Genomic DNA, 25,912 nt, shown 5'->3' with positions numbered 1-25,912 from the left:
TGCTGTTTCACTGCGCAGCTGCAGCGGGTGGCTCACGCAGGAGCCTGCGTATCACCTTGCCTGTCGTGGTCATTGGCAGACTGTTGATAAACTCGATCTCGCGCGGATATTCATGCATGGAAAGGCGCGTTTTCACCCAGTCGCGAATGCTGGATTCCATTGCGGCATCCGCTGAATGTCCAGGCTTTAAGACCACGAAAGCCTTCACGATTTCCGTTCGCAACGGGTCAGGCTTGCCGATTGCCGCCGCCAGTTGCACCGCCGGATGCCCGATCAGGCAATCTTCGATTTCGCCAGGCCCGATACGATAACCCGAAGAGGTAATCACATCGTCGTCGCGGCCGAAAAAGTGGAAATAGCCTTCTTCGTCCATGACGCCCTGGTCGCCCGTGCGCATCCATTCGCCGACGAATTTGGCCTCGGTCGCGTTGGGGTTGTTCCAATATTCCAGAAACATCACCGGGTCCGGCCGTCGAATGGCCACCTGTCCGGTAACACCCGGTGGACGGATATCACCATCCTCGTCGATAATCGCCACCGCGTGGCCAGGCACAGGCTTACCCATCGATCCCGGCTTTGTGATGCCATATTCAGCGCTCGCAGCCAGAATGAAATTGCATTCCGTCTGCCCATAAAATTCATTGATTGTGATGCCAAGTTCGGACTTCGCCCAAAGATAGGTCTCCCGCCCCAGCGCCTCGCCAGCAGAACCAATGGTTCTCAGCTGCAGATCATATTTGCCGCGCGGATTTTCCACCGGACGCAGAAGCTTCAGTGCGGTTGGCGGAATAAAGGCATTGCGCACCTTCATTTCGGAGAGGATACGATAGGCAAGATCGGGGTCGAATTTTTGCGCGGGTGACGCCACGACAGGAACGCCCAGCATCAGCCCCGGCAAGAGACAGTTCAACAAGCCGCCCGCCCAGGCCCAGTCCGAAGGCGTCCAGAGCTTGTCGCCCGCCTGCCCAAGTCCCGGATGGACAAACTGCATGCCGGGAATATGACCCGCCAGCACCCGGTGTCCATGCAGCGCCCCCTTCGGCGGCCCTGTGGTCCCAGACGTATAGATCATCAGTGCAGGATCGTTCGGTCCAGTTGCCACCACATCGAAAGCCGACGGATGCCCCTCCAGAATCGTCTGAAAATTCTCAGCCCCCTCAGCCTCACCATCGACAAGCACAATATGCTGCAGCGCCGTCAGTTTGTCGCCCAACCCTTCCAGCTTCGAAAGACCGAAGCGATTGGTCACCAGCACGCAAGCGCCGGAATCGCGCAAACGATATTCCAGCGCATCCGGCCCGAAAAGCAGCGCCAAAGGCAGTGCAATTGCGCCCATCTTGTAGGCCGCCACATGCGCGATCACCGTTTCAAACGACTGCGGGAGAAGAATGGCCACCCGGTCGCCTGCCTTCACACCACGCGCGACGAGCGCGTTTGCAAAAGCATTCGATTTCGCCGTGAGCTGACCATATGTCAGTGCAAGATGATGGCCGTCTGCCGAAAAATGCTCAAGGCAAACCCGGTCCGGCGCCTTCAGCGCCCATTGGTCGCTGACAACGTCACCGATATTGAACCGTTGCGGAATATCCCAGACAAACCCGTCTCTCAGATCTTCGTATCGGTCACCGTCGGGTAGCAGCATATGCACAAATCCTATTGTGCAGTGCACATATCATTTTTATGACAGTGAACGCAACCGACCTGCAATTTCACGGTAAATTCTGGGCTAAATCTCAAGCAGGATTTCGGCGACCACACTAATGCAGGAAGAAAGATGCAAGGGTGAGGTGGCTCTCCTCGAGCCCGGAGGGTTCGCAAGGTCAAGCGACCGCCGCCGGTCGTCCGCGCTCCCTCTGAAGTGAAGCGATCAAAGATCGCGGCAGCGTGAACAGAGAAAATGGTGCCCCCTTCCGGACTCGAACCGGAACTCCTTTCGGAACCGCATTTTGAGTGCGGCGCGTCTACCAATTCCGCCAAAGGGGCTTACGGAGCAAGAAAACTTGCCTTGGTCGTGGCCGGACTATACGAAGCGCGCGGGTTCGGTCAACCAGAAAATGCGGCAGGTCTCAAAACTATCGAATCCGCGCTGCGGAAATCATTTACTCAAGCAGGAAACCGGGCTATGCCAAGCCCGAGCTTTTCAACAACCGGCCTTTTTCATGCTGAGAAAATTATACGACTGGACGCTGTCGCTGGCGAAAACGCGCTATGCCGAACAGGCCCTTGCCGCGATATCCTTTGTCGAGAGTTCGTTCTTCCCGATCCCGCCGGATGTTCTTCTGATCCCAATGGTCATCGCCAAACCGGCAAAATGGTTGCGGGTCGCCTTCATTTGCACCGTCGCCTCGGTCCTCGGCGCGGTTCTGGGCTATGCAATCGGCATGTTTCTCTATGAAGCCATCGGCCAGCCGATCCTTGCCTTTTACGGCAAGGAGAACGCCTTCGAGCAGATCGCCGAGTGGTACAACACCTGGGGTGGATGGGGTGTGCTGTTTGCCGCACTGACACCCTTCCCCTACAAGGTGCTGACCATCTTTTCAGGCGCCACAGGGCTCAATTTCGCCGTTTTCATCATCGTAAGCATCATTGGCCGTGCCGGGCGCTTCTTTCTGGTTGCATGGCTGCTTGGCCGCTATGGCGAGCCAATCCGGCTTTTTATCGAAAAATATCTCGGCCTTCTTACGGTCCTGTTTGTCGTTTTACTGTTCGGCGGATTTTATCTCATCCGCTTCGTGTTTTGATGGAGTCACCAGATGTCAGGAAGCCTCATTCAAAAGCCCGCTTTTGCGCCAACGCTTCTTGTGACTTTGGGCATGGCAGCCGCAGTCGGCAGCGCCTTGGCGTTTCAATATATCGGCGGCTATATTCCCTGCCAGCTCTGCTACATCCAGCGTAACCCATATTATATCGGAATTCCGCTCGGCTTGATCGCCCTGTTGCTAATGGCTTTCGATGCGCCGCCAAAACTGGTGCGCATTGTTCTCCTGCTCATTCTGCTGCTGATGCTGGTTGGAGCCGGTCTCGGCATCTATCATTCCGGTGTCGAATGGCACTTCTGGGAGGGACCCGCGTCCTGCTCGGCACCTGTTGACAGCGTTCCATCCAGCGCCAACGATCTGTTTGCGGACCTGAACAAGATCAAGGGACCATCCTGCACAGAAGCCGCACTGCGCGTGCTCGGCCTGTCCTTTGCCGGCTGGAATGTGGTTGCGAGCCTGATCCTGGCAGCAATCGCCTTCTGGGGGCTGCGCAAGACGGCGCGCTGAGCCGACAGACCCGCGAAGGGATCAGGGCTGCAGTTCGGTATCCCAGTAGAGAAAATCGATCCAGCTTTCGTGCAGATAATTTGGCGGGAAAGCCCGGCCATTATTGTGCAATTCCTGCACGGTGGGGTGCCAGGGCTTCTGATGCGGATACATGCCCGCCTGCTTGGGCAGCTTCGAGCCCTTGCGCAGATTGCAGGGCGCGCAGGCCGTGACGATATTGTCCCAGCGCGTCTCCCCGCCATGCGCACGCGGCACCAGATGATCGAATGTCAGTTCTTCCTTCGAGCCGCAATATTGGCACTCGAACCGGTCACGAAGAAACACGTTGAAGCGGGTGAAAGCCGGATAACGCGCCGGTTTCACATAGCTTTTCAGGCACACGACGCTCGGCAGACGCATGGAGAAGCTGGGCGATGAAACCTCATGCTCATACTCGGCGATGATGTTCACGCGGTCCAGAAAAACAGCCTTGATCGCGTCCTGCCAGGACCACAAGGAAAGAGGATAATAACTCAGTGGCCTGTAATCTGCATTGAGTACAAGCGCAGGAAGCGACTGAGGTGAAACTGCAATCGTCAAGTGACACTCCTGATCGATTCGGCATCTTCATTTTCTATACTAGGCTTGTTTTGACAGTATTGTGAAGGGCCTATAATTCTTTGAAGAATCGGGGCAGACCATTATCCAAAGACATTTGTCTCACGCCGCATCTGCCGCGAATAATAAGCCCAGAAAAGCCGGGCTGCGACCGAGCGCCACGGAGACCACAGAGCGGCAACAGATGCGAGCGCCGCGCCCTTTTGCCGCATTTCAAGGCCGAGCCCGTGCGCCACTGCATTCTGCAGCGCCACATCGCCAACCGGAAATATATCCGCATGGCCCGCACAAAACATCAGATAAATCTCTGCCGTCCACGGCCCCAAACCCTTGATGGCTGTCAGCTGCCGGACTGCATCATCCGGCGCAAGCGCGCAAATGCCATGGAGGTCGAGTTGGTTAAATGAGACAGCCTCGGCAGCGGCAAGAAGCGTGCGTGCCTTCGCGCCTGAGAGACCGACAGCGCGCAGCTGCTCCTCGCTCAGGTCATGAAAAGCCAGAGCTTCCATCTGTGGTCCGCAAAGCGTCTGCAACCGCTCCCAAATCCGGTTTGCCGCCGCACGCGAGATCATCTGCGACACGATAATATTCGCCAGCCCCTCAAACCCGGGTGGCTGAAGCCTTAAGGGCACATCCCCCGCCTGGGCAATCACCGGCTCCAGACGCGGATCGGCCGTAGCAAGCGCTTCGAGCCCCTCATCCACATCGCCCATGTGTCGGATTACCCGCATATCATCTTCACCCTTGGCGTCCTCTCGCTTTCCTGCCAGAAAGAAGCATGTCTGCCCTGTCCGGTCAAAAGCCCGTTTTCCGTTTTGCGCCCAGCCCCAATGGCCTGCTCCACCTCGGCCATGCCCTCTCCGCCATTTTGAATTTCGAAATGGCAAAGGCCGCGAACGGACGTTTTCTCTTGCGTATGGAAGATATCGACATCGCAAGATGCAAGCCGGAATATGAAGAGGCCATTGAGGAAGATCTCGCCTGGCTCGGCCTTGACTGGGAAAAGTCGGTCCGCCGGCAATCCGAACATATTTCCGAATATGCTGCGGCGTTGGAAAAGCTGAAGGCGAAAGGCCTGATCTACCCCGCTTTCATGAGCCGAACCGAAATCAGGCGTTGGGTAGAGAACTATGAAGCAGAAGGCGCTGAGTGGCCACGCGATCCCGATGGCGCACCGCACTATCCGCCAGATGATAAAGCCCTTTCAGAGCATGAAAGTGCGGCCCGGATCGCATCCGGCGAAAAGCATGTTTGGCGTCTCGATATGGAAAAGGCGGTCAAGCAGCTTTTCCAAGCGCTGACCTTCACCGAGACTGGCCCCGCCCATACGGGCCTGCTTCCGGCAGACCCGGCACGGTGGGGCGATGTCATGCTCTGGCGATGGGATGCGCCCTCAAGCTATCATCTCTCCGTTGTGGTCGATGATGCTCTGCAAGGTGTCAGCCATGTCGTGCGCGGGCTTGATCTGTTTTACGCCACTTCGGTTCATCGCCTGTTGCAGACCCTGCTCGGCCTGCCCGAACCGATCTATCACCATCACCGCCTCATCCTCGGTGAGGATGGGCGCAAGCTCTCCAAAAGCAATGCGTCCACTGCCCTTTCCGCCCTTCGTGAACAGGGTCTCTCAGCCGGGGATTTGCGAATCCTCATCGATCAGCCCACCCTTTGAAAACAGTCTGAAGACCCGAAACTTCATCATTGCCGCATTGATTTCCGCCCCGATGATGAAGATCACACCGATCATATAGAGGAACACCAACACAATCATGATCGAAGCCAGACCTGCATAGGTGCGGGTGTAATTGGCGAAAGTGCCGATATAAAAGGCGAACAGGTAAGCCGCGGCAGCCCAAACGATCAAGGTAAACAGGATGCCAGGCAAAACCTGGTAAAACTTGCGTCTGCCCGCCGGCATGAACATGTGCGAGATGAATAGAGCAGCTGTCACGACGGCAATGGTGATTACCGCACCCCAGCTCTTGAGCACTTCGATCGGGGCCTTCAGCAAAGGCGCGAACTGTTCCACATATTGCGCCGCCAGCGGAATGAAAACGAGAAGCAGGCTCACAGCGGCAAGTCCGACGACTGCCGCAAGAACATAAGCCAGACTGATCAGCCGCGTGATATACCAGGGCCGCTGTTCATAGACGCGATAGGCACGGTTGAGAGAGATTCGAAGCGCTTCCACGCCGTTGGAGGCAAAATAGGCCGCGGCCAGAACAGAAATGGTCAAAAGACCACCATGCTGGATGGTCAGAACCTGCACGACCTCTTTCGAAATCGGCTCGGCAATCACCTCGGGCCAGGTGTCGAAAATCAGATGAACCGCCGTTTTCGAAAACTCATCCGCGCCGAGAAAACTCGCCAGAGCGGTTCCGAAAATCATGAAAGGAAAGACCGCCAACAACGACGACAAAGCGACGTGGCTTGCCATTGCCCAGCCGTCCTCTTCAGCGAAATGATAGAGCGCGTCATAAAGAACCTTGTAGATGACGCGGATGAATATGGGCATCGAATCTCACTTTCTGTAAGCCTGAATATGGAAAACGAATCGCACTTTGTACAGAACGGCTCCATGTCCAATTACGCCAACGCCCCGCGAACCATCATTGTAACAGGTGCCTCCTCCGGCATCGGTGCCCATTGCGCCCGCGCCCTCAAGGCCGATGGATGGCGTGTTTTCGCAACCGTGCGAAAGGAAGAACACCGTCTCCCGCTGGAGAACGCAGGCATTGAAACGTTCCTCATGGACTATCGCGACATCGAAAGCGTTCGCGCTCTGGCGGCAGCCGTTTTCGAGCGTACCGGTGGAACACTGGACGCGCTTTTCAACAACGGTGCTTATGGCCAGCCCGGTGCTGTCGAGGATATTCCGGTCGAAGTCTTGCGCGCGCAGTTTGAAACCAACGTCTTCGGCTGGCACGAACTGACCCGTCTTGTAATACCCGCCATGCGCAGACAGGGCCATGGCCGCATCGTTCAGTGCTCGTCCATTCTCGGATTGATCCCCTATCGCTGGCGCGGTGCTTACAATGCTTCAAAGTTTGCCCTTGAGGGGCTGAACATTACCTTGCGGATGGAGCTTCAGGGAACCGGCATTCATGTCAGCCTCATTGAGCCCGGCCCCATTCGGTCGCGTTTCATCACCAATGCGCTCGCCAAGATCGAGGAAAATATCGACGTGGAAGCCTCCCCGCATGCCGCGGAATACGTGCGTCAAATGGCGCGCCTGCGCGGTGAAACTTCCTCACCCGGAAAACTCGGTCCCGAGGCTGTTTACACCGTGCTTAAACACGCCTTGACCGCGCGACGTCCTAAACCCCATTATCCCGTCACGAGGCCCGCCAAACAGGGCCTGATGTTGAAAAAGCTGCTCCCCGCCACAATCTTTTACAGGATCATCGGACGCTTGGGATAAAGCAGTCAAAGGGCAACGGCCCGAAGGAAGTTTTAAATGGGTGGTTTCACCGGCATACTGGCATTTCTCTTCATGGGCGCAGTGGTACTCGTCCTCATACGCGGTCTCTGGAACATGCTGAAAGGCGGCAGCGCCAACACGTCGAACAAGCTCATGCAGGCCCGCGTGATCCTGCAGGCCGTAGCCGTCGCGCTGATCATGCTCACGCTCTGGCTCACCGGCGGCGGGCGCGGCTGATATCATGGTTAAACTCAACAAGATCTACACAAAAACCGGCGACGACGGCACGACGGGACTGGCCGCTGGCCCGCGCCGCATGAAAAGCGACCTCCGCGTTGATGCTTACGGCGTCGTCGATGAAACCAATGCCTGCATCGGGCTTGCGCGTCTTTCGACGGCAGACATGCCGGAAATTGATGGCGTGCTGGCTGAAGTGCAAAACGGTCTCTTCGACCTCGGAGCCGATCTCGCCACCCCTGAAACCGGCGAGCCGCTGGGTTATGAGCCTCTGCGCATTACCGAGCATCAGGTTGAAACACTTGAAGCTGCCATCGACCGCCTGAATGCGCGCCTGGAACCTTTGAAATCCTTTGTCCTGCCTGGCGGCTCGCCGGCCTCTGCCGCCCTTCATCTCGCCCGCACCGTCAGCCGGCGCGCTGAGCGGCTTATGGTGGAGCTTGCCGCCAGAGACGACGAAAAGGTCAATCCCGCAGCCATCCGTTACATCAACCGCCTTTCCGACCTGCTCTTCGTTGCGGCCCGCGTCGCCAACAAGGATGGAACCGAAGACGTTTTATGGGTTCCCGGCAAAAACCGGTAATCGCCACACAACAGGGTTTGCCCGATGTTCATTCCGCTGCATGACCGAAATGCGCTCGAGCACATCCGTCGGCCTTATGTGACCTACGCACTGGTCGCCACCAATCTTCTGGTCTGGGCCTTCACGGCGATCTTGCCGGTGGACACGATATATGCCATCGACGCCGGCCTGGGTTTTATTCCCTCCATTTCCATGGGCAACAAAATCCTCGATCCCTCGCTCGTCATCGTGCCGGACGGCTGGACGGTGATCACCTATGCCTTTCTGCATCAGGATTTCTGGCATCTGGCGTCCAACATGCTGTTTCTCTGGATCTTCGGAGACAATATCGAAGATGCGATGGGGCATTTCCGCTATCTCGCCTTCTATCTCCTGTGCGCCACCGCAGGTGCCCTCTTTCACGGCCTCGTGACGTTCGACCCGGATGTTCCGCTGATTGGCGCGTCGGGTGCCATTGCGGGCGTCATCTCCGCCTATCTCATTCTGCATCCCAAGGTGCGGCTGTGGGTTCTGGTTCTCTTCCGATTTCCCTTGCCCCTGCCTGCAGCCATTCCGCTTCTTTTCTGGGTATTGCAGCAATTCTATTTTCTGGTCGTCGACACAGAGGGCACCGTCTCATGGGGCGCACATGCCGGCGGCATCATTGCAGGGGCCCTTCTGGTGCTCGTCATGCGCCGTCGCGGCGTGCCGCTCTTTGATAGGCCTTTGCAAACAACAGCAAGCATTGTTCACGCGGATGGATCAGCACCGGAAAAACCGCCGCCGCTAAAGTGGGGGCGGGAGTGATTTCACAAGAGTGGAATTCGCTTTGCAGCCGGCGGGCAATATTGACGCGGACGTAAACGTCAGTTATTTCGATCACAAAATTTTGCTGTCTATTGGCCATTAGCGTTGTATTTGGAGGAAAAACGCTTATCCATGTCGCCATTCAGCCATCGAAGTCGATCGATGTTAGCGCATTTTCCTCACAAACATTGAAGGAAGGACCCTGGTATGAAAATATTGGTAACGGTCAAGCGGGTCGTTGATTACAACGTCAAGATCCGCGTAAAAGGCGATGGAACGGGCGTTGAACTTGCAAACGTCAAGATGTCGATGAACCCGTTTGACGAGATTTCCGTTGAAGAAGCACTTCGCCTCAAGGAAGCCGGCAAGGCTGAAGAGGTTGTTGTTGTCTCCGTTGGTCCTGCCAAATCGGAAGAAACCATCCGCACCGCACTTGCCATGGGCGCCGATCGCGGCATCCTGATCGAGACAGACGAGACGGTTGAACCGCTCGCCGTTGCCAAGCTCGTCAAGGGTGTTGTCGATGAAGAAAAGCCAGGTCTCGTGATCGTTGGCAAGCAGGCCATCGACGACGATTCCAACCAGACCGGCCAGATGCTGTCAGCGCTTCTCGGCTGGGCGCAGGGTACCTTCGCCTCCAAGATCGAAATCCTCGACGACACCAAGGCCAATGTGACGCGCGAAGTCGATGGCGGGCTGCAGACCATCGAAGTCAAGCTTCCCGCAATCGTTACCAGCGACCTGCGTTTGAACGAGCCGCGTTATGCATCGCTGCCGAACATCATGAAGGCAAAGAAGAAGCCGCTCGACAAGAAGAGCCCGGCCGACTACGGCGTTGACCTTTCCCCGCGTCTGACCGTTTTGAAGACGGAAGAGCCTGCTGGCCGCAAGGCTGGTGTCAAGGTCGCCGACGTCGCCGAACTGGTTTCGAAACTGAAAAACGAAGCTGGCGTACTTTAAGTTAAAGGACGGAGAAAAAAGACAATGACAATTCTTCTTGTTGCAGATCACGATAATTCCGCCCTGGACAGCCAGACCGCAAAGGCGCTTTCCGCAGCCGCTGAAATCGGTGGTGATGTCCACGTGCTGGTCGCTGGCGCAGGCGCCAAAGCGGTTGCCGATGAAGCCGCCAAGCTTTCCGGTGTTGCCAAGGTTCTTCTGGCAGACGATGCCGCCTATGGAAACAAGCTCGCAGAACCGGTTGCCGACCTCATCGTATCGCTCGCCGGTTCTTACGATGTCATCATCGCTGCAGCCACCACATCGGGCAAGAACATCATGCCGCGCGTGGCAGCACTTCTCGATGTCATGCAGATCTCGGAAATCACCGAAGTCGTATCCGCCGACACCTTCAAGCGCCCGATCTATGCCGGCAATGCCATCCAGACGGTGAAGTCTTCCGACGCCAAGAAGGTAATCACCGTTCGCACGGCCTCCTTCAATGCTGCCGCTGAAGGTGGTTCTGCCTCCGTTGAAACGGTTTCGGCGGCTGCCAATCCGGGCCTGTCCTCACATGTTGAGGACAAGTTTGCTGAATCGGACCGTCCGGAACTCACCTCTGCGAAGATCATCATCTCCGGTGGTCGCGCGCTCGGCTCGTCTGAGAAGTTTCAGGAAGTCATCCTGCCCGTCGCCGACAAGCTCGGTGCTGCTGTTGGCGCTTCGCGCGCTGCCGTCGACGCAGGCTATGCTCCCAATGACTGGCAGGTTGGCCAGACGGGTAAGGTGGTTGCCCCTGAACTCTACATTGCCTGCGGCATTTCCGGTGCCATCCAGCACTTGGCCGGCATGAAGGACTCAAAGGTCATCGTCGCCATCAACAAGGACGAAGAGGCACCGATCTTCCAGGTTGCCGACTACGGCCTGGTTGGCGACCTCTTCGAAATCCTGCCCGAGCTCGAAAAGGCCCTCTGAGGGGTGGAAATTCGCGCAAGCGGGCTCTAGAATTCGATACCGGGCTTCAAAACATGAAGCCCGGTATTTCTGTTTCAACCTTACCGGATAAAAGGCACTCAAATGGCAATTCAGAAAGTTGGAGTCGTTGGCGCGGGTCAGATGGGCAGCGGCATTGCGCAGGTCAGCGCCGTCTCCGGTTATGATGTCGTGCTTTATGATCTGGACAAAGACCGCGTCGACGCAGCCATCGCGGCCATCGGCGGGCATCTGGGTCGTCAGGTCGCCAACAACAAGATGGAACCGGCAGAACGCGAAGCCGCGCTGGCGAAAATCAAGGGTACCGTAGACATCAATGACCTTGCAGACGTGGATCTTGCCATTGAAGCCGCCACCGAAGAAGAAACCGTCAAGCGCAAGATTTACGCGCAGATCTGCCCGGTCCTGAAGCCGGAAGCGCTGCTGGCCACCAACACGTCCTCCCTGTCGATCACCCGTCTGGCTTCAGCCACGGACCGCCCGGAGCGTTTCATGGGTATCCACTTCATGAACCCTGTGCCGGTGATGAAGCTGGTGGAACTGGTGCGCGGCATTGCGACGGAAGAACAAACCTTCAAGGAAGCCCGCGCCTATGCCGATTCCCTTGATAAGACGGTCACGGTTTCTGAAGACTTCCCGGCCTTCATCGTCAACCGCATCCTGCTGCCGATGATCAACGAGGCCATTTACACGCTCTATGAAGGCGTTGGCTCTGTCGAGGCCATCGACACCGCCATGAAGCTCGGTGCCAATCATCCGATGGGTCCGCTTCAGCTGGCTGATTTTATCGGCCTGGATACCTGCCTCTCCATCATGCAGGTCCTTCACGATGGTCTGGCCGATTCCAAATACCGCCCCTGCCCGCTTCTGGTGAAATATGTCGAGGCTGGCTGGCTCGGCCGCAAATCCGGCCGGGGCTTTTATGATTATCGCGGCGAGGTTCCAGTTCCGACCCGCTGAAACCGCCGCTCATAAACGATCAGACACCCGTCTGATCGTTTACGGCCTTGATCAGGTTCAGCGCATCCGGACCATCCCAGACCGCCGGCCCATTCATGTGGGCAATCAGGCAGCCCCTGGAATCAATCAGCAGGGTGGAAGGCAGCCCGAAGACCAGTCCTTCCTTTTTCAAAGTATTGAAAATCTTCAGGGAATTGTCGCGATAAAGCTCCAGCGCGCTGACACCTGTTTCCGCAAGGAAGGTTCGCGGCTTCTCGTCGCTCTCGTCCGTATCGATATTGATCGCCACCACTTCGAATGTGTCCGAGCCGGCTGTCTTCTGCAGCGCATCGAGCGCTGGCATTTCCGCACGGCAAGGGCCGCACCACGTTGCCCAGAGGTTTACGAGAAGCGTCTTGCCGCCAAAATCATCAAGCGACATGGCCTTGCCTTCACTGTTCTGGAAAGAAACCGTGTCGAACTTGCGCGGCGTGTCGGCAATCAACGCGGCCACCTGACCCTTGATCAGTGGTTTGATCGCCGCCATTCCCTCCGGCGAAACCGCACAATCGGCCTCTGCCGCGGCAATTTCAGTGTCACCATTGCCATAGGCCGTAATCTTCATGTAAACCGCACCGGCGCCAACGACCATACCTGCGGCAGCTGCCAGCGCCAGCAGTTTCATGGACGGCAAACCAAACGAGTTTTTCTGCATTTCATTCTCCAGGATCAGACCAATGGCCGAAGACAAAAAGACCTCAAACCAGATGTGGGGCGGACGTTTCGCCTCCGGCCCTGACGCGATCATGGAGGAGATAAACGCCTCTATCGGCTTCGACAAGAAGCTCTACGCGCAAGATATCGAAGGTTCGATCGCCCACGCCACCATGCTTGCCAAGCAAGGCATCATCAAGGATGAGGACCTTGAGCAAATTGTCGCGGGACTGAACACCATCCGTGACGAAATCGAAAGCGGCAAGTTCGAATTCTCACGCAAACTTGAAGACATACATATGAATGTCGAAGCCCGCCTGCGCGACATGATCGGTGCAGCCGCAGGCCGCCTGCACACCGCCCGCTCACGCAACGACCAGGTCGCCGTCGATTTTCGTTTGTGGGTCAAACAGGAACTGCAGAAAACCGAAAAGGCGCTGACCACCCTCATTTCGGCCTTTCTGGATCGTGCCGAGGAACACGCCGCCACTGTGATGCCGGGCTTCACCCATCTCCAGACCGCACAGCCCGTGACCTTCGGCCACCACTGCATGGCTTACGTGGAAATGTTTGGCCGCGACCGCCTGCGTGTTCGCCATGCCATTGAGCATCTGGACGAAAGCCCCCTCGGGGCTGCCGCGCTCGCCGGCACGCCATACCCGATTGATCGGCACATGACCGCAGAAGCGCTCGGCTTCCGCGAGCCGACCCGCAACTCTATCGACACCGTCTCCGATCGCGACTTCGCGCTGGAGTTTCTGTCGCTTGCTGCCATCTGCGCAACGCATCTTTCGCGCCTTGCCGAAGAAATCGTCATCTGGTCCACGCCCCAATTCGGTTTCATCCGCCTGTCGGATGCTTTCTCCACCGGCTCCTCCATCATGCCGCAGAAGAAAAACCCCGATGCTGCCGAACTGGTCCGCGCCAAGACAGGCCGCATCAATGGCGCGCTGATTGCCCTGCTCACCGTCATGAAGGGGCTGCCGCTCGCATATTCCAAGGATATGCAGGAAGACAAGGAACAGGTCTTCGATGCCGCCGCCAACATCGAGCTGGCCATTGCCGCGATGACCGGCATGGTGCGCGATCTCACTGTCAACGAAGACAATATGCGCAAGGCCGCTGGCTCCGGTTATTCCACTGCGACCGACCTTGCCGACTGGCTTGTGCGTGAACTCGGCCTGCCCTTCCGCGATGCCCACCATGTCACTGGTGCCGCCGTCGCCGCCGCCGAAAAGAAAGGCACCGATCTCGCCGGCCTTTCTCTTGAGGAACTGAAGGCCATTCACGACGGAATCACGGATGATATTTACAACGTCCTGACCGTTGATGCCTCGGTTGCCAGCCGCAAGAGCTTCGGCGGAACAGCCCCCGATCAGGTGCGTTCGCAAATCGCCTATTGGCGGGATCGCATCTGATCCCGCTGATCGATCAACGTTGTTGATCTTGCTTCAACACGAATGAGATGCAAAATGCGGCGTAATCCGCTATGACAGCCTTCAACGAGAGTGCCAACGGAAAGACCATGCCACATCATTTGCGTAAGATCTCAGTCGCCGTCCTGATCGGCGTGTTTGCGGCAACGGCGCTTTCCGGCTGCGGCAGAAAAGGCGATCCGGAAATTCCCTCGGAATTGCCGGCAACGAACAACAGCAACACCGCAGCTCCGGCCAACAACAACAATCGGGTCGACGACACACCCTTCGTGCTCGACCCGCTGCTTTAAGGTATCTGAACCTTGAACCATTTCGAATATCGAGACGGCGTTCTCTACGCCGAAGACGTTCCCGTGCCGGAAATTGCAGCACAAGTGGGAACCCCGCTCTACATCTATTCCAGCGCCACGCTTGAGCGCCATTACAAGGTTTTTGCCGAAGCGTTCCAAGGCCTGGACTCGCTCGTGTGCTACGCCATGAAGGCCAATTCCAACCAGGCCGTCCTCAAAACGCTCGGCAAGCTTGGCGCGGGTATCGACGTAGTTTCGGAAGGCGAATTGCGCCGTGCACTGGCCGCCGGCATTCCCGCCTCCCGCATCATGTTTTCCGGCGTCGGCAAGACCGCCCGCGAGATGGATTTTGCGCTTTCGCAGGAAATCTATTGCTTCAACGTCGAATCCGAGCCTGAACTCGAGGCCTTGAGCGCCCGCGCAACTGCGCTCGGCAAGACAGCCCACGTCTCCATCCGTATCAATCCGGATGTTGACGCCAAGACCCACGCCAAGATTTCAACCGGCAAGAAAGAAAACAAGTTCGGCATATCCTATGAGCGCGCCCGCGAGGTTTACGCCCGCGCCGCCGGCTTGCCGGGCATCAAGGTCAGCGGCATCGATATGCATATCGGCAGCCAGATTGTTGATCTGCAGCCGTTCAACGATGCGTTCAAGCTTCTGCGCGAGCTCGTAGAAACGCTGCGCGCCGATGGTCATACAATCAGCCACCTCGATGTTGGCGGCGGCCTGGGCATTCCCTATACGGACTCCAACGAACTGCCGCCTCTGCCCTCAGATTACGCAAAGGTCGCCCGCGACCAGCTCGGCGATCTGAATTGCAAGATCATTGCCGAACCCGGTCGTCTCATTGCCGGCAATGCCGGTATCCTCGTCACCGAGGTCATTTTCGTCAAGGACGCAGGCACAAAAGCATTCGTCATCGTCGATGGTGCAATGAACGATCTCGTGCGCCCCACGCTTTATGAAGCCTACCACGCGATCAAGCCGGTCAGGCTTCCGCCCATGGATGCGCAACGCATCAAGGCTGATATTGTCGGACCGGTCTGCGAGAGCGGCGACTTTTTGGGTCTCGACCGAGAAATGGCGCGTCCCGAACCTGGCGACCTGCTTTATGTCGGCTCCGCCGGTGCTTACGGTGCCGTTCAGTCCGGAACCTACAATAGCCGTCTTCTGGTGCCGGAAGTGCTGGTCAGCGGCAACAAGTGGCATGTCATCCGTCCGCGCCCGACCTATGACGATCTGATCGGCCTTGATTCCATTCCAGACTGGCTTTGAAGCCAATCTGAGCCCAGCCGTCCCAGCTCAATTTCGCCAGTAACGCGCTTGTGCCTCGCCTTCGCCGCAAAGCGTGCTATGCTCGACCATGAGCTGAATCGGAGAGCTTGATGGCGGACGGTCAACAGGAGAGTTTTGCAATCATTGCCGCGCTCAAGCGCATCGCGCGGCACCGCATCGTCGCAAAATGCGTCCTCTTTATCGAGGCCCTTTTGCCACGCATCCTCTGGCCTGCCTCAATACTGCTGACATTCATTGCGCTTTCCTGGTTCGGCCTTTTCCATCTCATTCCGCCGCTTGCCGGTAAGATCGTGCTGGCGGCATTCGTGCTCGCCGAACTTTATGCGCTGAAGGACCTGGCCAAACTTCGCTGGCCGACCGATGAGGCCGCAGATCGCCGTCTGGAAATGCAGAATGGCTTGTCCCACCAGGCCATTTCCACACTGTCCGACAAACCTGCCGTCGACAGCCCGGCAGCACTTGCACTTTGGAACGCCCACCAGAAGCGGCTTGCGGACAAGATAAACCGGCTGGACGCAGGCACACCTGAACCCGGCATTTCGAAATATGACCCGTATGGCCTGCGCGTTTTGCCGCTTCTGGCTGTGGTCATTGCTTTCGGCTACTCCTATTCCAATCAGGGTGGCCGCCTGTTTGACGCCTTCAATCTGCGCGTGGAAAATCCCGACGCTGCCGAAATGCGCGCCGATGTCTGGGTCACGCCGCCGAATTATACCGGCAAGGCACCTATTTTCCTGACCTCCGGTGAACAGGCCAGCGGTCCGGTTCTCGTGCCCGAAAATTCTCAAGTGACAATTCGCCTCTCAGGCGGGGGCTTCCGCGAAGGCGAAACCACATTTCAGACGGCGAAAAGCGATGCGCCGGTCCCGCTCGTTCCTGAAAAGGATGCAAGCGTCGGCCAACAGGTCGCGCAAGCTCCCGCAGCCGAAAGCCGAAGCTACGCGCTTAAACTAACCTCTGATGGCCGGCTGGACGTGAACGGACAATCGTGGATGTTTACGGTCATAAAGGACAATCCGCCCGAAATTACCTTCGACAAGGAACCGGCCCGCGCGGCCAATGGCGCTCTTGAAATCGCCTTCTCCGCCAAGGATGACTATGGGGTCGACAGCGCCCATGCCATTATTGAACCTGCCGACCCGGCAGATGCAGAACATGCCCTTTACGATCCGCCCGAATACCGGCTCGATCTCGCCAAACGCAACGGCAGCGAGGTCAAAGGCGTCACCAGCCGCAACCTGACCGAACATCCGCTTTCGGGAAAACGTGTGAGGGTTACACTGGTTGCCTCCGACAGCGCCGGCAATGAGGGGCGAAGCCGCACAAAAGAAATCATCCTGCCCGCCCGCAATTTCCGCGAGCCATTGGCAGCGGCAGCGGCGGAAGAACGCCAGATATTCTCCCTCGACACAGCAAGACTCGACTGGGCAATCAAGCTGAACGAAGCGCTCTTCCTGCGCCCGGAAGAGACGATTGAAAACCTTACGCATTTCCTGCTCATGCAGTCTGCTGGCGCACGCATGAAGCTTGCCGACAATGAGGAACGGCTGAAGGAGACGGCTGACTACCTTTGGGAAATCGCACTCGGCATTGAAGACGGCAACCTGTCATTGGCCGAGCGCAACCTGCGCGATGCCCAGGAGAGGCTGGCCGATGCCTTGCAGAACAATGCAGGCGACGAAGAAATCCAGAAGCTGATGGATGAGCTGCGCCAGGCACTCAATGAATATATGCAGGCGCTTGCCCAGCAGCTTCAGCAAAATCCCGATGCGCGCATGCAGCAGCAGAACACACAGAACATTCTGCGTCAGCAGGATCTGGAGCGCATGCTCGACCAGATCCAGAACCTTGCCCAAAGCGGGGCGCGCGAGCAGGCCATGAACATGCTCTCGGAAATGCAGCGCATGCTCAACAATCTGCAGACTGCCGGTCCGCGCAACAACGGCTCACAGCAAAACTCTGAAATGCGCGAGCAGATCGACAAGCTTGGCGAGCTTCTGCAAAAGCAGAAATCGCTGATGGACGAAACCTACGGACTGGAGCAGGCCCTGCGTGACCGCATGCAGCGTGGCGATCAACCTCAGTCCGGGGACGAACAAGAACAGCAAAATGGCGGTCAGCGCCAAGAGCAGCAGAACGGCGATCAACAGCAAGGCGCTCAGGACGGCTCCCAGCAACGCGACCAGATGACCGCCGAAGAGCTGAAGGAAGCACTGAAGAAACTGCGCGCCCAGCAGCAGGCGCTCGGCGAACAGCTCGGTCAGTTGCAGGAAGGCCTGCGCAAGCAGGGTATCAAGCCCAATCCCGGCTTTTCCGACGCCGGGCGCGAAATGGGCAAAGCCTCCGATGCTCTCGGAAAAGGTGAAGGCGGCCGCGCTGTCGGCAGCCAGGGGCGCGCCATGGAAGCCCTGCGCCAGGGTGCATCCGAACTCATGGAACAGTTGGCTCAACAAGGCCAGGGTCAAGGCCAAGGCCAGGCCTTCAGCCAGCCCGGAAGGCCCGGCATGGACCCGCTCGGCCGTCCCTTGAATTCACAAGGCCCGGAATTCGGTGAAAACGTGAAATTGCCCGAGGAAGCCGACATCCAACGGGCAAGGGAAATTCTCGATACGATCCGCCGCAAACTCGGTGATAACCTGAGCCCGGAAATCGAACGTCTCTATCTGGAACGTCTGCTGGATATCAAATAATCAGGAGGCGAGCGCCTGTGCGACCGCCAGGCGAATATCGGGCAGCGAGAACGGCTTCGGTACAACGTCGATAATCTTGCGGGTCAAATCGTCCGCACGTTCGCGCTGTTCGGCATAACCGGTCATGAGAAGAATTTTCAGCCCCGGAAAATCATCCGAGGCACGGTGCGCCAGCTCAATTCCGTCCATCACCGGCATGCGAATATCGGAAAGCAGAAGGTCAAAACCACCTTCCTGCAGCATTTCCAGGCCTTCAGCGCCATCGGCAGCCTCGGTGGTATCGTGTCCGTCAAGTTGCAGGGCGCGGGCTACAAACATGCGCAGGGAATCCTCGTCTTCGGTTATCAGAATTCTGGCCACGTCGTGCTCCCTGGGTTTCTTGTTTGATAACGACGAGAAAACACCAGAGTTCCTTTTATCCGCGTAAACAGGTAGGGTAAATTTTTCCTTCCCTTGACCCAAAGCGGCACACAAGCTGCCCGGTCCGGTCAGGCATCACCCTTCACGACACCCACAAACGGCAATTCGCGGAAAGCATAGGCTGCATCCATGCCGTAGCCGACCACGAAGTAATCGGGACATTCAAAGCCCACATAATCAGCCTCCAGCTTCTCCTGCCGCTTCACACTCTTGTCCAGAAGAACAGCAATTGAAACGTGGCGCGCGCCGCGTTCATACATCAGGTCACGGGCAAATTGCAGCGTGCGGCCGGATTCGAGAATATCGTCTATCAACAGGATATCGCGATCCTTCACATCGCTGTCGATATCCTTGATGATCTTCACGCCCTTCGAGACGGTGCCTGTGCCGTAACTGGAAAGCGTGATGAACTCCACTTCGGGCGCAAGCCCGGAATTATGCAGCGCACGGATCAAATCGGCCGCAAAGATGAAGGAGCCTTTCAGCACTGCAATCACCAGCAGGTCTTTCACCGGGCCGGCGGAAATTTGTGCAGCCATTGTCTTGTTGCGGGCGTCAATTTCCTCCGCCGTAAACAAGGGCTCGATAATCTTTCCGCGAACAACGGGCATCGGCATTCTCTCCGGTTATGAATAGTGGAAGCTGAGTTCTAGGGTCCGGACCGTCTCTAACACGATCAATATTGTGCCGCACCCGCTGAAACCGAAACCTTCGGCAGTTTTCCACCGGGATGGGGCATGCGGAGTGAAAACGGCGCACTTTGTCCAGCAGACAGCACCGGCTGATCAAGCTTGAAAACGGTAATTGAGGGCGTATCACCCGATGATTCGAAATGCGCCGAAAGCTGCGGCGTCGGCAAGTCGCGCCCCGTAACGTTCTTCACACTTCCGGTGACTTCAACGATGCGCAATCCGTTGGAATCCAACACCGATGTGCTGAGCGCCGTAACAGCAACCCCGCCTTGCGCCTTCTCCCGCACTGCCGGTTGACCGCCGGAAAAAAAGAAAATACCCGCAAAAACCACGAGAAAACTGGCCCCGACAAGGCCGGCAAAACCCTTCGTGCTGAACCGCTCCAGAAGCCTTTCCATGCTCAGCAGCGCCGCATAGAACATCACCACAGACCAGTGGATCTCGGTCTGTGAGCCTCGTTTGCCAAAGCGATTGTCATTCAAGATTTCATAATGCGCTCTCAGCGGCGAATTGATCACCTCAAAATCGACATCAACGATCTCCACAGGACGCTGAACTGTTCTTCTACGTGTCGGCGCGTTTTCCGGAGGGATGACGTCATAGGTCGCATGAGCCCGCTTTCGCGCAAAATTCGAACCGTTCATGGCAAGCGGCTCCCTCGGCTGGCCCGGAAAGACTGGATGCAGAAAATCAGGGCATTGAAACGAATCCTTATGAGACGTAAACGATAATGGTTAATGCTTCGCAAAGCGGCGGGCAGGCACTGACGGCAAAACCGCCAAACATGAGGACATCGGACACACCGTGATTCATTTCGAAAATGTCGGTTTGCGCTACGGCCTGGGGCCGGAAATCCTGCGCGATCTGACATTCGATATCCCTCAGAGTTCGTTTCAGTTTCTCACCGGCCCTTCCGGCGCGGGCAAGACCACCTTGCTCAGACTGCTCTTCATGTCGCTGCAGCCCACCCGCGGCCTCATCCGCATGTTTGATCGCGACATCGCCACCATAGACCGCCGCGAATTCCCCATCCTGCGCCGCCGTGTCGGCATCGTGTTTCAGGATTTCCGCCTGCTTGAGCACCTCACGACCTATGAAAACGTTGCCCTGCCACTGCGCGTGCGCGGCAAGGATGAGGCGAGCTACAAGCGCGACGTGATTGAACTTCTGAAGTGGGTGGGCCTTGGCGAGCGCATCAACGTGCTTCCCCCGGTTCTCTCCGGCGGTGAAAAACAGCGCGTCGCCATCGCCCGCGCGCTGATCGACCGGCCCGAAATCCTGCTCGCCGACGAGCCGACCGGCAATGTCGATCCGCCCATGGCCCGCCGCCTCTTAAGCCTGTTCATGGAGCTGAACCGCCAGGGCACCGCTGTGGTCATTGCCACGCACGATTTCTCGCTGATGGATCAGATCGATGCACGCCGCATGATCCTGACCGAAGGACAGTTGGACATCTATGAGTAAGCTGCCGCAAAAAGGCGTGCCGCCCAGGGCCCAAAAGCCGAAGCGGCCCGAGATGAAGGTCAGGCCGCAGGGCTCCATTGTGCCTGCAGCCAATGTCCAGGGCACCGCTCTGATGGCCGTGATTGCCATCATGTCCTTTCTTGCATGCCTCACGCTGGGCGGCGTCAGCATGGTGCGCGCCACGGCCGCCAGCTGGCAAAGCCAGATTTCGCGCGAGATCACCATTCAGATCCGTCCGGTGGACGGGCTGAACATGGACGCCGCCCTCATCGAGGCGCGCGATCTGGCGCTCACCTTTCCCGGCACCAGAGACAGCAAGATCGTTGACCGCGAGGCAACAGCCCGCCTGCTGGAGCCCTGGCTCGGTGCAGGCCTCGATATTGACGAGCTTCCGGTTCCCCGCTTGGTGATCGTCACCATCGATGAAAACAGCCCGCCCGATTTCGCCAAAATGCGCGAAGTCTTGAAAGAGAAAATCCCGCAAGCCTCGCTTGACGACCATCGCACCTGGGTGGACCGTCTCGTTTCAATGGCACGCACCACGGTTGCCATCGGCACCGGTATTCTCATTTTGGTTTTTTCGACCATGGTACTGACGGTGGTTTTTGCAACACGCGGTGCGCTCGCCGGCAATCGCCACATTGTCGAGGTTCTGCACTTCGTGGGTGCCGAAGCCTCCTTCGTTGCCAATGAATTTCAAAAACACTTCCTGAAAATCAGCCTCAAGGGCTCTTTGATCGGCTCCTTCCTGGCCGCTCTTTTCTTCTTTCTCGCCTCATGGTGGCAATCGCAATCACTGGCCACCCCGCAAAGCGATCAGGCCACCGCCCTGTTCGGTCAGTTCACACTCGGCATCGGCGGCTATGTCGGTATCGTATTGACTTTGCTGCTGATTGCGGCGCTCACCACGTTCACTGCACGCCTCACCGTGATGCGTACGATTGACGAAATCGACCTCATTCGCTCCGACCCGGCAAGAAGCGACGGGTTGATATCACAATAATCTGAAGCAAAGACTCCATTTTCCTTGTGCGACGGAGGATTTGGCGCTTTTTTATCGCCAGAAACAATCGCTAGTCTGAAACATGATCGATTCGAAGAGACGGACCAACAGCTGGGCAAGGCAAGCCGCCACGTCCCGGGGCAATCGCCCTGGGCGGCGACCGAAGCTTCGTATTCTGACCTATCTCATCATTCTGGTCGCCGGCCTGATCATAGGCAGTTTTTTGCGTTTTGCAGATACGGTGGCCAAATTGACCCCGCCTGAAAACCCGAAGGCTGACGCGATTGTCGTGCTCACCGGTGGTTATTTGCGCATCGAGCAGGCTGTCACGCTTTTGGAAACGGGAGCCGGGAAACGGCTTCTCATATCGGGCGTTCACCCCAAAACCTCCGCCGATGAAATCAGAAAACTCACCCGCGCACCCGAAGCGCTCTTCAGTTGCTGTGTCGATCTCGGACGCGAAGCGCTGGACACGATCGGCAACGCTCTGGAAACGGCGGCATGGGTACACAAACATGATTATAAGAATGTGCTTGTCGTAACCAACAACTACCACATACCGCGCTCCCTGACCGAACTGTCAAACGCCGATCCGCAAACCAATTACATCGCCTATCCGGTCGTCAATACGGATCTCAAGCGGGGCAACTGGATGGATAATCCCGTGGTCCTGCGCTCTATGTTGTCTGAATATCTCAAGCTCACCCTGGCACAAATTCGCTCTGGCCTCGGCTTTTCCGGCCACAGCAGCTTGCGCAACGAAACGGTGTCAGCTGGCACAAATCCTTGAAAACTGCATTCTTTTTATTGCAAAGAATTTCGTGTAGTCAGTCAGCCCGAAGCTTGAAAATGGTCAGGAACGGGCATGCGGAGAAAATGAAATGATCCTGATACGGTCGATCGCGTTTACGATTGCGTTCTATCTGAACCTGATCGTTCAGATGATCATTTTCTCACCCATCTATTTCATCATGCCGCGCAAAAAGGCCTATTTTGTCCCGAAATTCTGGGCGCGCAGCAACCGCTGGCTCTTCGACAAGATCGGCGGAACTACGTTTGAAATCGACGGGCTTGAAAACCTGACCGCCGAGCCTGCCATCATATCGCCCAAGCATCAGAGCACCTGGGACACGATTGCCTTCGTCCCCTATATCGAAGATCCAATCTATATCCTCAAACGCGAACTCCTCTGGATACCGCTTTTCGGTTGGTACGCCGCCAAACAGCGCATGATCCCCGTTGACCGCGCAGCACGCGGCAAGTCGATGGTCGCTGTCATGGAGCGTGCCAAAGAGGAAATGGCAAGCGGGCGTCAGTTGATCATCTATCCGGAGGGCACCCGCCGTCCTCCTGGGGCAGAACCGGTCTACAAATTCGGTATTGCCCGCCTCTACCGCGATCTGCAACTCCCCGTCATTCCGATCATCCACCACGGCGGACTGTTCTGGCCGCGCCGCAAGCTCATCAATCAGCCCGGCCATTTCAGGGTCAAGATTCTGCCCGCTATTCCGCCCGGCATGGATCACGAAGTTTTCTTCGAGCATCTCGTCGAATTGATGGAGCGCGAAAGCGACGCGCTTCTGGTGGAGACCATCGAAGCCAACCCGCACCTGAAGCTGCCGCCAACAGCAGCAGCACGCTACAAGCAACTCAAGCAGGAAGCTTGATCTCTTCCATCCGGCGCACCACCTGCTCCAGCCAGCCGTCGCGAATGCCGATTTCGCGCAGATGCTGCACGGTGTTGCGCACATAAACATCATTTGGCCCCGATTGTCCGACCGCGCTTGCGGCTATAATGGCAGCCTCCTCTGCATCAATCTTGCGGGCATATTGCTCATGGCTGCGATCTGCCACAAAGGTGACCGCCTGCACTCTCCGGCGATCAGCAAGAAGCGTCGGCACGATGCGTTCCATATAGACATTGGTCACCAGCTCACGTTCTCGCAGATAATCGAGAACTGCTTCCCGATGCGCAGGCGCAACCCGGAAAGCCACACCCCTGCAGCTGCCGCCGCGGTCAAGCCCCAGCACAAGACCCGGCTTGTCCTGCGTTCCACGATGCACCCACGAGCGGATGCAAAGCGCCCGGTGATAGCCGAAAGCACGGGCCAATTGTCGCTCTTCGAAGGGAAAATCCGGCCGCCACATCAGCGATCCGTATCCGAACACCCAAAAATCTTCCATTTCCTGCGCCAAATCATTTATCTCTGCGTCGGCAATTGAGGAGTTCTATATGTCATCCCCCAACCAGAACAAAAGCGTTTCCGGCAAAATTCTCATTCTCGGCCTTTGCATCATCGCATTTTGCCTCCTCTACACCGGTGCCTGGTTCTGGGCAGCGGGCAAAACCAAAACCTGGGTGACGGACGATCTTGCCAATGGCAGCTTCAACGGCATCAACGTCCAATGCGCCAATTCAGACGTCAGGGGCTATCCTTTCCGCATCGGTATATTCTGCGACACCATCACCACTGAGGGCGTCCAGCCCGGCACGCAAGCATCGTTCGGGGCGTTTCGTTCAGCCGCGCAAGTTTACGCCCCCGGCCACGCGGTTTTCGAACTTGACGGACCCGCTGTCGTGCGGCCCGAACGCGGTATTCTGGCCTCTCTGGATTGGGATCTCCTCCACGGCAGTGTTGTCGCTGGCCTTGACGGGATCGACCGGACCTCCATTGAGACAAACAATGCCAAGATCGACTTGCAATCAGATCTTGCCGACGAGAGCCTCGGCATCACGCTCCAGCACGGCGAACTGCACATGCGCCGCAACAATGACGATCTGGACATTGCAGCCTCCACGCGAGGCACCAGCCTCTCCTCAACACTGCCCTACAGCACATTGCCACCATTTGGACTTTCGTCCGATCTTACGCTCACAGGCTACGCGCCGTTTCTGGCAGGCCAGCGCCCGCTTTCCGGTCAGGCCGTGAGCGGCGAAATCCGCCACCTTGCACTCGATTTCGGCGAACAGGGCAGCCTGCAATTGAGCGGGCCCTTCACCAAGGAAGCCGACGGCATTCTGTCCGGTGAATTCGATGTGAAGGCCACAAATTTCAAGATGCTCGGCACCGTCCTGAAAGAGGCGTTTCCTGACGCCACCCAGGCGATCAATCTGACGGAACAATTGCTGCGCGGGCTGACCGGCGACGGCGAAACGGCAAGCGTTCATCTGTCGGTCAGACGCGGTTCCGTCTTTCTCGGCTTCATCCCGCTGGGGGTCATTCCCCCGCTTTAGACGCCGTGTGCGCACGCCCGAAATCAGGCTCCGCCGTATCCTGCCCGGCCTCGATGATGGAGCGGCGGACGGCACGCGTGTGGGTGAAGAGGTCAAAGAGCTTCTCGCCATCGCCCCAGCGGATCGCCTTTTGCAGATAGGCGAGATCCTCTGAAAAACGCGCCAGCATTTCCAGAATGGCATCTTTGTTGTGCAGGCACACATCGCGCCACATGGTGGGGTCGGAGGCAGCAAGGCGCGTGAAATCGCGGAAACCCGAGGCAGAATATTTGATGACTTCCGATTCGGTTACGGTTTCCAGGTCCGCCGCGGTGCCAACTATATTGTAGGCTATGATGTGCGGCACATGCGAAACGATAGCCAGCACTTTATCATGATGCGCCGCATCCATTTCATCGGTCTTTGAACCAAGCGCCGCCCAAAAGGCTTTCAGCTTTTCAAGCGCATCAGCATCCGTCTCCGGCAGCGGTGTAAACAGGCACCAACGTCCTTCAAACAACCCTTCAAAGCCTGCATCGGGGCCTGAATGTTCCGTACCGGCCAGCGGGTGGCCGGGAATGAAGTGAACACCCTCTGGCACATGCGGCAGCATCTGCGCAATCACCGACGATTTTGTGGAGCCCACATCGGTGAGGATGGCACCAGGTTTCAGACTGTCCTTGATCGCTTCCGCCACCGCGCCCGAGACACCCACGGGCACCGAGACAATCACCAGATCAGCATCACGAACGGCCTCTGCGAGATCGGTCGTATAGACATCGCCAAGCCCCAGTTCTTCAGCCCGCTTCAGCGTCTTTTCGCTTCGGGTGGAAATGACGATCCGATCAGCCAGCCTTCTCGACCGCACATCCCGCGCAATCGAAGAACCGATCAGGCCGATACCAAGGAGCGAGATTGTCTTGAACATTGAA

Annotated in this window: 29 protein-coding genes and 1 tRNA gene; 19 read left to right on the top strand and 11 right to left on the bottom strand. The window is 57.2% G+C overall.

What is annotated here, in order from left to right:
• Window positions 1-7: 7 nt before the first annotated feature.
• Entirely contained in the window at window positions 8-1,642 is a 1,635-nt protein-coding gene (locus NHF56_RS18380; RefSeq protein WP_252807287.1) for an AMP-binding protein, read from the bottom strand.
• Window positions 1,643-1,898: 256 nt separating this feature from the next.
• Window positions 1,899-1,983 (bottom strand) — tRNA-Leu (locus tag NHF56_RS18375).
• A gap of 176 nt (window positions 1,984-2,159) precedes the next feature.
• Here NHF56_RS18375 and NHF56_RS18370 point away from each other — a divergent pair.
• Window positions 2,160-2,741, top strand: a complete 582-nt coding sequence (locus NHF56_RS18370; RefSeq protein WP_252807285.1) for a YqaA family protein — start codon at window positions 2,160-2,162, stop codon at window positions 2,739-2,741.
• A gap of 12 nt (window positions 2,742-2,753) precedes the next feature.
• Window positions 2,754-3,266, top strand: a complete 513-nt coding sequence (locus NHF56_RS18365) for a disulfide bond formation protein B (protein ID WP_252807283.1) — start codon at window positions 2,754-2,756, stop codon at window positions 3,264-3,266.
• Window positions 3,267-3,287: 21 nt separating this feature from the next.
• On the opposite strand, the gene NHF56_RS18360 is transcribed toward NHF56_RS18365, so the two are convergent.
• Together NHF56_RS18360 and NHF56_RS18355 are read right to left on the bottom strand one after the other, a co-directional pair.
• A complete protein-coding gene (locus NHF56_RS18360; protein ID WP_252807281.1) occupies window positions 3,288-3,845 on the bottom strand; it encodes an HNH endonuclease in 558 nt (185 codons plus the stop codon).
• Window positions 3,846-3,946: 101 nt separating this feature from the next.
• A complete protein-coding gene (locus tag NHF56_RS18355) occupies window positions 3,947-4,594 on the bottom strand; it encodes a DNA-3-methyladenine glycosylase (protein WP_252807278.1) in 648 nt (215 codons plus the stop codon).
• Window positions 4,595-4,641: 47 nt separating this feature from the next.
• On the opposite strand from NHF56_RS18355, the gene gluQRS reads away from it, so the two are divergent.
• A complete protein-coding gene (gluQRS, locus tag NHF56_RS18350) occupies window positions 4,642-5,532 on the top strand; it encodes a tRNA glutamyl-Q(34) synthetase GluQRS (RefSeq protein ID WP_252807276.1) in 891 nt (296 codons plus the stop codon).
• Here gluQRS and NHF56_RS18345 read toward each other — a convergent pair.
• The gene (locus NHF56_RS18345; RefSeq protein ID WP_252807274.1) at window positions 5,488-6,375 is read right to left on the bottom strand and encodes a YihY/virulence factor BrkB family protein; all 888 of its coding nucleotides are present in this window, start codon (window positions 6,373-6,375) and stop codon (window positions 5,488-5,490) included. The genes gluQRS and NHF56_RS18345 overlap by 45 nt on opposite strands.
• A gap of 63 nt (window positions 6,376-6,438) precedes the next feature.
• On the opposite strand from NHF56_RS18345, the gene NHF56_RS18340 reads away from it, so the two are divergent.
• The 7 genes from NHF56_RS18340 (at window position 6,439) to NHF56_RS18310 (ending at window position 11,779) form a co-directional block, all read left to right on the top strand.
• Window positions 6,439-7,281: an SDR family oxidoreductase gene (locus NHF56_RS18340; RefSeq protein ID WP_252807272.1), complete on the top strand. Its 843-nt coding sequence runs from the start codon at window positions 6,439-6,441 to the stop codon at window positions 7,279-7,281.
• Window positions 7,282-7,317: 36 nt separating this feature from the next.
• On the top strand, window positions 7,318-7,518 hold the full coding sequence (locus NHF56_RS18335; RefSeq protein ID WP_252807270.1) for a twin transmembrane helix small protein: 201 nt from the start codon (window positions 7,318-7,320) through the stop codon (window positions 7,516-7,518).
• A 4-nt stretch (window positions 7,519-7,522) separates the two neighbouring features.
• Entirely contained in the window at window positions 7,523-8,101 is a 579-nt protein-coding gene (locus tag NHF56_RS18330) for a cob(I)yrinic acid a,c-diamide adenosyltransferase (RefSeq protein ID WP_252807268.1), read from the top strand.
• 24 nt (window positions 8,102-8,125) lie between these two features.
• Window positions 8,126-8,887 (top strand): rhomboid family intramembrane serine protease, encoded by a 762-nt coding sequence (locus NHF56_RS18325; RefSeq protein ID WP_252807266.1) that lies wholly within the window; start codon window positions 8,126-8,128, stop codon window positions 8,885-8,887.
• A 207-nt stretch (window positions 8,888-9,094) separates the two neighbouring features.
• Window positions 9,095-9,847, top strand: a complete 753-nt coding sequence (locus tag NHF56_RS18320) for an electron transfer flavoprotein subunit beta/FixA family protein (protein ID WP_252807264.1) — start codon at window positions 9,095-9,097, stop codon at window positions 9,845-9,847.
• Between the two features lie 24 nt (window positions 9,848-9,871).
• Window positions 9,872-10,801, top strand: a complete 930-nt coding sequence (locus NHF56_RS18315; RefSeq protein WP_252807262.1) for an electron transfer flavoprotein subunit alpha/FixB family protein — start codon at window positions 9,872-9,874, stop codon at window positions 10,799-10,801.
• Window positions 10,802-10,903: 102 nt separating this feature from the next.
• Complete coding sequence (locus NHF56_RS18310; protein ID WP_252807260.1) at window positions 10,904-11,779, top strand: 3-hydroxybutyryl-CoA dehydrogenase; 876 nt, start codon at window positions 10,904-10,906, stop codon at window positions 11,777-11,779.
• A 19-nt stretch (window positions 11,780-11,798) separates the two neighbouring features.
• Here NHF56_RS18310 and NHF56_RS18305 read toward each other — a convergent pair whose 3' ends face one another.
• Window positions 11,799-12,473: a TlpA disulfide reductase family protein gene (locus NHF56_RS18305; protein ID WP_252807258.1), complete on the bottom strand. Its 675-nt coding sequence runs from the start codon at window positions 12,471-12,473 to the stop codon at window positions 11,799-11,801.
• A 22-nt stretch (window positions 12,474-12,495) separates the two neighbouring features.
• On the opposite strand from NHF56_RS18305, the gene argH reads away from it, so the two are divergent.
• The 4 genes from argH to NHF56_RS18285 all read left to right on the top strand — a co-directional run bounded on the left by argH (window position 12,496) and on the right by NHF56_RS18285 (window position 18,187).
• Entirely contained in the window at window positions 12,496-13,890 is a 1,395-nt protein-coding gene (gene argH, locus NHF56_RS18300) for an argininosuccinate lyase (protein WP_252807256.1), read from the top strand.
• A 71-nt stretch (window positions 13,891-13,961) separates the two neighbouring features.
• Complete coding sequence (locus NHF56_RS18295; protein WP_252807253.1) at window positions 13,962-14,198, top strand: lipoprotein; 237 nt, start codon at window positions 13,962-13,964, stop codon at window positions 14,196-14,198.
• Window positions 14,199-14,210: 12 nt separating this feature from the next.
• Window positions 14,211-15,476, top strand: a complete 1,266-nt coding sequence (gene lysA, locus NHF56_RS18290; RefSeq protein ID WP_252807251.1) for a diaminopimelate decarboxylase — start codon at window positions 14,211-14,213, stop codon at window positions 15,474-15,476.
• A gap of 110 nt (window positions 15,477-15,586) precedes the next feature.
• Window positions 15,587-18,187: a TIGR02302 family protein gene (locus NHF56_RS18285; RefSeq protein ID WP_252807243.1), complete on the top strand. Its 2,601-nt coding sequence runs from the start codon at window positions 15,587-15,589 to the stop codon at window positions 18,185-18,187.
• Here the strand turns inward: NHF56_RS18285 and NHF56_RS18280 are convergent, their stop codons facing one another.
• The 3 genes from NHF56_RS18280 to NHF56_RS18270 all read right to left on the bottom strand — a co-directional run bounded on the left by NHF56_RS18280 (window position 18,188) and on the right by NHF56_RS18270 (window position 19,943).
• Window positions 18,188-18,547 (bottom strand): response regulator, encoded by a 360-nt coding sequence (locus tag NHF56_RS18280; RefSeq protein WP_252807241.1) that lies wholly within the window; start codon window positions 18,545-18,547, stop codon window positions 18,188-18,190.
• 128 nt (window positions 18,548-18,675) lie between these two features.
• Complete coding sequence (hpt, locus tag NHF56_RS18275) at window positions 18,676-19,218, bottom strand: hypoxanthine phosphoribosyltransferase (protein WP_252807239.1); 543 nt, start codon at window positions 19,216-19,218, stop codon at window positions 18,676-18,678.
• Between the two features lie 65 nt (window positions 19,219-19,283).
• Entirely contained in the window at window positions 19,284-19,943 is a 660-nt protein-coding gene (locus NHF56_RS18270; protein WP_252807237.1) for a hypothetical protein, read from the bottom strand.
• Window positions 19,944-20,103: 160 nt separating this feature from the next.
• On the opposite strand from NHF56_RS18270, the gene ftsE reads away from it, so the two are divergent.
• The 4 genes from ftsE to NHF56_RS18250 all read left to right on the top strand — a co-directional run bounded on the left by ftsE (window position 20,104) and on the right by NHF56_RS18250 (window position 23,433).
• Window positions 20,104-20,763: a cell division ATP-binding protein FtsE gene (gene ftsE, locus NHF56_RS18265; protein WP_252807236.1), complete on the top strand. Its 660-nt coding sequence runs from the start codon at window positions 20,104-20,106 to the stop codon at window positions 20,761-20,763.
• Window positions 20,756-21,766, top strand: a complete 1,011-nt coding sequence (locus tag NHF56_RS18260; RefSeq protein WP_252807233.1) for an ABC transporter permease — start codon at window positions 20,756-20,758, stop codon at window positions 21,764-21,766. Before ftsE ends, NHF56_RS18260 begins: the two co-directional genes overlap by 8 nt.
• Window positions 21,767-21,848: 82 nt before the next feature.
• Window positions 21,849-22,556 (top strand): YdcF family protein, encoded by a 708-nt coding sequence (locus NHF56_RS18255; RefSeq protein ID WP_252807231.1) that lies wholly within the window; start codon window positions 21,849-21,851, stop codon window positions 22,554-22,556.
• A 91-nt stretch (window positions 22,557-22,647) separates the two neighbouring features.
• Window positions 22,648-23,433 carry a 1-acyl-sn-glycerol-3-phosphate acyltransferase gene (locus NHF56_RS18250; RefSeq protein WP_252807229.1) on the top strand — a complete coding sequence of 262 codons (786 nt, stop codon included), beginning with the start codon at window positions 22,648-22,650 and terminating at the stop codon, window positions 23,431-23,433.
• Here NHF56_RS18250 and NHF56_RS18245 read toward each other — a convergent pair.
• Window positions 23,417-23,962: a gamma-glutamylcyclotransferase gene (locus NHF56_RS18245; protein WP_252807227.1), complete on the bottom strand. Its 546-nt coding sequence runs from the start codon at window positions 23,960-23,962 to the stop codon at window positions 23,417-23,419. The genes NHF56_RS18250 and NHF56_RS18245 overlap by 17 nt on opposite strands.
• Before the next feature lie 37 nt (window positions 23,963-23,999).
• Between NHF56_RS18245 and NHF56_RS18240 the strand changes: the two genes are divergently transcribed.
• Window positions 24,000-25,001 carry a DUF2125 domain-containing protein gene (locus NHF56_RS18240; RefSeq protein ID WP_252807225.1) on the top strand — a complete coding sequence of 334 codons (1,002 nt, stop codon included), beginning with the start codon at window positions 24,000-24,002 and terminating at the stop codon, window positions 24,999-25,001.
• Here the strand turns inward: NHF56_RS18240 and NHF56_RS18235 are convergent.
• The gene (locus NHF56_RS18235; protein ID WP_252807223.1) at window positions 24,985-25,908 is read right to left on the bottom strand and encodes a prephenate/arogenate dehydrogenase family protein; all 924 of its coding nucleotides are present in this window, start codon (window positions 25,906-25,908) and stop codon (window positions 24,985-24,987) included. The two genes, NHF56_RS18240 and NHF56_RS18235, sit on opposite strands and share 17 nt — an antisense overlap.
• Window positions 25,909-25,912: the final 4 nt, after the last annotated feature.

Origin of the sequence: Rhizobium sp. L1K21 (assembly GCF_024055895.1) — a bacterium.
In the GTDB taxonomy this organism is placed as follows: Bacteria; Pseudomonadota; Alphaproteobacteria; order Rhizobiales; family Rhizobiaceae; genus Ensifer_A.
This window is presented reverse-complemented; position numbering and strand designations above follow the sequence as displayed.